Origin of the sequence: Dendronalium phyllosphericum CENA369 (assembly GCF_016056275.1) — a bacterium.
Classification (GTDB): Bacteria; Cyanobacteriota; Cyanobacteriia; order Cyanobacteriales; family Nostocaceae; genus Dendronalium; species Dendronalium phyllosphericum.
In genome coordinates, this window is the sequence record NZ_JAECZA010000028.1 from 43,413 (window position 1) to 49,492 (window position 6,080).

Below are 6,080 nucleotides of genomic sequence, written 5' to 3' on the forward strand. Positions count from 1 at the left end.
CCCCAACAACCTCCAGGGTAAAAGCCTCGCCCTTTCAGGGCGCAAGCGCCCTAAGGGGTCAGAATCCTCTTTCAATGCCTGCCGTCTTCACTACACCCCACACCCTGTTCAACAGAGGAAATAGCTCTCCAATTTCGGATTTTGGACTAAAAGTCGTTCTGGCAATCTCAAACGATACATCAAATCCGAATTTGGTATTATCCTCCAGCCCGAACCTTTGTAATTGTAGTGAACTTAATACGCTTTTTACAGAGAAATGCATTTCGATAAATTACAGTAAATTTACTGTAATAGAATAGCTTTCATAATTCAATCATACTAATATATTTGCAGCTAGCCTACGCGTTTGTACTTACGCAATCCAGTGTAAGTCTCAAGTATAAGCATCTGTGCGATCGCATCCTGCTTTCCCAATCTTAGGAGGCTTATGTTGATAAGTTTAGTTAATAAATACCTGGAAGAGTTTTTGACAAAACTTTATGAGGATTGCTATGAAAATTACAAAGGATTAACTAAAAATCCTAAATGGCTGTTTATGCGTAAAGTTGCTCGATTTAAGACTGGTCGAGCAATCATGTCATTTTTCTCAAAACGCTCAAATAAATTATATTTGTCACTGGGCGATGAAAGCAATTCTTATTTCCCAGATGTCAATGTCGATGAGGTTGTTTGCGATCTCAAATCTGAAGGTTTATATTTAGGTATTAATTTACCTGAAGATATCGTACAAGAAATAGTTCAATTTGCTCAAGCAACAACTTGTTATGGAAATCGCAAACCAGAGTTAGGCTTTTATTATGATCAAAAACAACAAGCTCAACAGCACTTTGGGAAACGCTTTACTGTGGGCAGCTATTTTAATACAGCATTGCTTTGTCCAGCTATTAAAAAGTTGCAAAACGACCCGAAATTATTAGCGATCGCGGCGAAGTATTTAGATACTCAACCAGTCCACCAAGGTAATCTCATGTGGTGGAGTTTTGTTGGCGAAACATCTTACCGCGAACAAAGCCAAGCTGCTCAATTTTTTCACTACGATATAGACGATTATCGCTTTCTGAAATTTTTCTTTTATTTAACTGATGTAGACGAGCAAAGCGGGCCTCATGTCTGTGTTCGTGGTAGTCATAAAAAAAAGAGTATTTTCCATACTTTATTGCGTAAAAGAGAAATAGATAAAGATATTATTGATTTTTACGGTAAAGAATCTTTAGTGAAGATTTGCGGCAAAGCTGGTTTGGGATTTGTGGAAGATCCCTTTTGTTTTCATAAAGGAATTTCTCCTACACATCAAGACCGCTTAATACTACAAATAGAATTTGCCACAACTGACTATCAGATGCAGCATGACTTGAGAAAGAATTTCTGATTGACATGTATTCAGTAAAATTTTGTCATAAAAAACCCGCGTTTAAAAATTGGCAACATTAGCAACATTACATGAGTTGATGTGCATGTAGTAAAATTAACTCTTGCGGAAGTTTTTAGAAAAGCGATCGCGTAGACGCTGCTAAATGTAACAGATTGCAACGTATAATGAGAACGACAAAACATGAAGAAATATTGAAAAGCAGTAGGTTGAAATGCGAGTAGCGATCGCTGGTGCTGGTCTAGCAGGACTTTCCTGCGCGAAATATCTCACAGACGCGGGGCACACTCCCATTGTCTTGGAACGTCGGGACGTGTTGGGTGGCAAAGTGGCAGCGTGGAAAGACTCGGACGGAGACTGGTACGAAACGGGTTTGCATATCTTCTTTGGGGCATATCCCAATATATTGCAGCTATTCAAAGAACTGGATATAGAAGACCGATTGCAGTGGAAAGAACACACAATGATCTTCAACCAGCCCGATATCCCAGGAACCTACAGCCGCTTTGATTTTCCAGATTTGCCTGCGCCAGTGAATGGTATAGCGGCAATTCTGCGAAACAACGATATGCTGACATGGCCGGAAAAAATCCGTTTTGGCATTGGATTATTGCCAGCAATGATTCAAGGGCAGAAGTACGTCGAGGAAATGGACAAATACTCTTGGAGGGAATGGCTGAAAAAACAAAACATTCCCCCACGAGTCGAAAAAGAAGTTTTCATTGCCATGTCGAAAGCTTTGAACTTCATTGGCCCGGAAGAAATTTCTGCTACCATCCTGCTAACAGCCCTCAATCGCTTCCTCCAAGAAAAAAACGGCTCGAAAATGGCGTTTTTGGACGGCTCCCCAACAGAGCGATTGTGTCAGCCCATAGTAGATTACATCACCGAACGCGGCGGCGAAGTCAGACTGAATGCTCCCTTGAAAGAGATTTTGCTGGATCCGGATGGTACTGTGAAAGGATTTTTACTGCGAGGATTAAATGGAGCAGCAGATGAAGTGTTTGCGGCTGACTTGTACGTATCTGCTATGCCAGTTGACCCCTTGAAAGTCATTCTTCCGGAACCTTGGCAGCAAATGGAATTCTTCCAAAAGCTAGAAGGCTTGGAAGGCGTACCAGTGATTAACTTGCATCTGTGGTTTGACAGAAAACTTACACAAATCGATCACCTTTTATTTTCGCGATCGCCCCTCCTAAGCGTTTATGCTGATATGAGCAACACTTGTCGTGAGTATGCTAATCCCGATCGCTCAATGCTGGAATTAGTTTTAGCTCCGGCAAAAGATTGGATTGCCAAATCAGATGAGGAAATTGTCAGCGCCACAATTGCAGAGTTAGAAAAACTCTTCCCCGACCACTTTGGGGGAGAAAACCCAGCAAAACTGCTGAAATACCATGTGGTAAAAACGCCGCGTTCAGTGTACAAAGCGACTCCTGGTCGTCAACAGTACCGTCCCTCACAAACTACCCCCATCGCCAATTTTTATTTGACTGGGGATTACACCATGCAACGCTACTTAGCCAGTATGGAAGGAGCTGTACTTTCTGGTAAGCTAACAGCGCAGGCGATCGCTGAAGCAGCCAACCAGGTGGTAAATCCTTCCCACCTGCAAACGTCAACCCGACCGCCTGCAACGAATGCTGCAACTGCCTGATTCACCCCCGCGCATGAAAACGCTGGTCTCTGTGGACGAGTCCTACAACCTTTGTCGTCACCTCATAGCCAAGTATTCGACGACGTTTTACCTCAGTACCTTGCTCCTGAGCAAGGAAAAGCGTCCCGCTATTTGGGCAATTTATGCTTGGTGTCGGCGTACAGATGAATTAGTAGATGGCCCCGCATCTGCCATGACAACGCCAGAAACTCTAGATTTATGGGAGCAGCAGCTGGAAGCGATTTTTGCTGGACAGCCAAAAGACAACTTTGATGTAGCGTTGGCGGATACCGTCCAACGCTTTCCGATGGACATTCAGCCCTTTCGGGATATGATTGCCGGACAGCGTATGGACTTGTATCGCAGTCGCTATGAAACTTTTGAGGAACTATACCTCTACTGTTACCGTGTCGCTGGTACTGTCGGCTTAATGTCAACAGCAGTTATGGGGTTAGATACCACTAGGAATACAGCGCCGTGGAACCGCGAACAACAGCCATACGTTCCCATAGAAGAAGAAATTGCTCTAGGAATTGCCAAGCAACTAACTAACATCCTGCGGGATGTGGGAGAGGATGCGCGACGTGGGCGAATTTATATTCCACTAGAAGACTTGGCCAGATTCAATTACACAGAGCAAGACTTATTCAAGGGTGTAATTGACGAGCGCTGGCGGTCTTTGATGCGCTTCCAAATTGAGCGGGCACGACAATTTTATACCAAAGCAGAAAGGGGGATCTCTTACTTATCTGCTGATGCTCGCTGGCCTGTATGGGCGGCTCTGACACATTACAGTGGAATTTTAAGCATAATCGAACGCAACGATTACAATGCATTCACTCAGCGTGCCTACGTGCCCCAATGGCAAAAGTTACGTTCGTTACCCCTAGCTTGGATGCGATCGCAAGTATTCTAGTAATGTCAGTAGTCAGTGGTCAGTAGTAATCAACAAAGACATAATGCGATGTGCGACTTCTATCTTTCACAAAATACTAAAATCTATTCATAGTTAATATTCTATCGATGAGTGTTTTGTCTTTATCTAAATCGCTCATCTATGGAATACTTGTGGAGTAAGAGTTTTGTAAAAGTCGCACAGGGTACAACGTAGCAACTGACAACTAACAACTGACAACTGACAACTAACTATTTACTTTCTTAATCGAATCTGATACCATTATTATTCGTGACCGTGGAGAGGTGGCTGAGTGGTCGAAAGCGGCAGATTGCTAATCTGTTGTACGGCAGGCAACTCCGTACCGAGGGTTCGAATCCCTCCCTCTCCGTTTTCCAGGCTGACAAATTCACAAGAAATATCAATCTAACAGTAAATACTTTTATACCTTCAGATGGATGATATTATTTATCCTTTAGAGTCCTGTTAAGATTGAACTAACCTGAGAATTTAGTCTAAATCTTACTTTCAGGCTCCTATATATCTGAGGAGTGAGAGTAATATGCAAAAAATTAGTACTGCCCTAGCCTTGAGTGTAACTAGCCTTGCAACTGGTTTGTTGTTGGCGGCTTGTACAACAACAGCAAATACAAACACAAATACAACTAGTAGTGCTGATGGGCTAAAAATTGGCACTCTGCTGCCAACAACTGGCGATTTAGCTTCCATCGGACAGCAAATGGTCGGCTCTGTTCCCTTACTCGTTGATACCGTCAACGCTTGCGGTGGCGTAAATGGTAAACCAGTCACCTTAGTGCAAGTAGACGACCAAACCGACCCAAAATCTGGTGCTGCTGGTATGAGCAAACTGGCAACTTTAGATAAAGTCGCTGGTGTGGTTGGCTCCTTCGCTAGTAGTGTTTCTACTGCTGCTGTTTCAGTTGCCGTACCTAACAAAGTCATGCTGATATCTCCTGGTAGCACCAGTCCGGTTTTTACCGACAAAGCAAAAAAAGGAGACTTTAAAGGTTTTTGGGCGCGTACAGCTCCGCCTGATACTTACCAAGCACTAGCCCTAGCCCAACTAGCTAATAAAAAAGGATACAAGCGAGTTTCGACAGTTGTCATCAACAATGACTATGGCGTAGGCTTTGAAAAAGCATTTGTACAAACCTTTGAGAAATTGGGCGGAACAATAGTTAATAAAAATAATCCAGTCCGCTACGACCCCAAAGCTCAAACATTTGACACCGAAGCTTCTGCTGCATTTGCTGGGAAACCAGATGCAGTAATTGCTGTTCTTTATGCTGAAACAGGCAGTCTACTTCTCAAAGCTGCCTACCAACAAGGTTTAACTCAAGGGGTACAGATTTTACTTACTGATGGGGTGAAATCACCTACATTCCCCGAACAAGTTGGTAAAGGTAGCGATGGCAAATATATTTTAACTGGAGCGCTGGGCACAGTACCGGGTTCCGATGGTAAAGCATTAGAAGCTTTTAACAAGCTGTGGAAAGATAAAAAAGGCGGTTCGCCAGGAGAATATGCTCCCCAAAGTTGGGATGCTGCGGCATTATTAGTTTTGTCAGCGCAAGCCGCTAAGCAAAACACAGGTGTTGGTATCGCTAGCAAAATCCGTGAAGTTTCTGCTGGTTCTGGCACAGAAGTTACTGATGTTTGTCAAGGATTGAAGTTACTTCAAGAAGGGAAAAAAATTAATTACCAAGGAGCTAGCGGTAACGTAGATGTTGATGCTAATGGTGATGTCGTTGGTGTCTACGACGTTTGGACAGTAGAGCCAGACGGGAAAATTAAGACAATTGACAAAGTTACTCCTAAGTAGGAGGCACAAGGCAGGAGGCACAAGACAGTCTTGATGAAACAATGTTTCTAAGCCTTGCATGAAAGAAGGACAAGGAGACGCGGGGACACGGGGAAATGACAAATGACTCTTTCAAGAGGGTGGCAAACTGGCGTTAGCAAGAGCGAAGCGCGACGCAGGAGTGTCACCCGAAGGGAGTCTCCCCAAGTAGAGGAAGTGCCGTTCAAGATTCCAACTTCCTCACCGCGTCTCCCCATCCCTGTGTCACCGCGTCTATTTTCAAGTTAAAAGGAATGTTAAATTCTTTCTCCCCCTGCTCCCCCTACTCCCCCTGCTC

The 6,080-nt window shown here is 43.8% G+C and carries 5 protein-coding genes and 1 tRNA gene; all 6 read left to right on the plus strand.

All coding sequences use genetic code 11. The features are described 5' to 3' along the window. Positions 1-427: 427 nt before the first annotated feature. The 6 genes from I8752_RS09635 to I8752_RS09660 all read left to right on the plus strand — a co-directional run bounded on the left by I8752_RS09635 (position 428) and on the right by I8752_RS09660 (position 6,031). A complete protein-coding gene (locus I8752_RS09635) occupies positions 428-1,369 on the plus strand; it encodes a phytanoyl-CoA dioxygenase family protein (RefSeq protein ID WP_214432090.1) in 942 nt (313 codons plus the stop codon). A gap of 214 nt (positions 1,370-1,583) precedes the next feature. Beyond that, positions 1,584-3,026 carry a 15-cis-phytoene desaturase gene (gene pds / locus I8752_RS09640; protein ID WP_214432091.1) on the plus strand — a complete coding sequence of 481 codons (1,443 nt, stop codon included), beginning with the start codon at positions 1,584-1,586 and terminating at the stop codon, positions 3,024-3,026. Then, a complete protein-coding gene (gene crtB, locus I8752_RS09645) occupies positions 3,010-3,942 on the plus strand; it encodes a 15-cis-phytoene synthase CrtB (protein ID WP_214432092.1) in 933 nt (310 codons plus the stop codon). Before pds ends, crtB begins: the two co-directional genes overlap by 17 nt. Before the next feature lie 278 nt (positions 3,943-4,220). Beyond that, positions 4,221-4,312: transfer RNA gene (locus I8752_RS09650), tRNA-Ser, on the plus strand. Positions 4,313-4,483: 171 nt separating this feature from the next. Next, a complete protein-coding gene (locus I8752_RS09655; RefSeq protein ID WP_214432093.1) occupies positions 4,484-5,764 on the plus strand; it encodes an ABC transporter substrate-binding protein in 1,281 nt (426 codons plus the stop codon). Between the two features lie 102 nt (positions 5,765-5,866). Beyond that, the gene (locus I8752_RS09660) at positions 5,867-6,031 is read left to right on the plus strand and encodes a hypothetical protein (RefSeq protein ID WP_214432094.1); all 165 of its coding nucleotides are present in this window, start codon (positions 5,867-5,869) and stop codon (positions 6,029-6,031) included. Positions 6,032-6,080 lie beyond the last annotated feature (49 nt).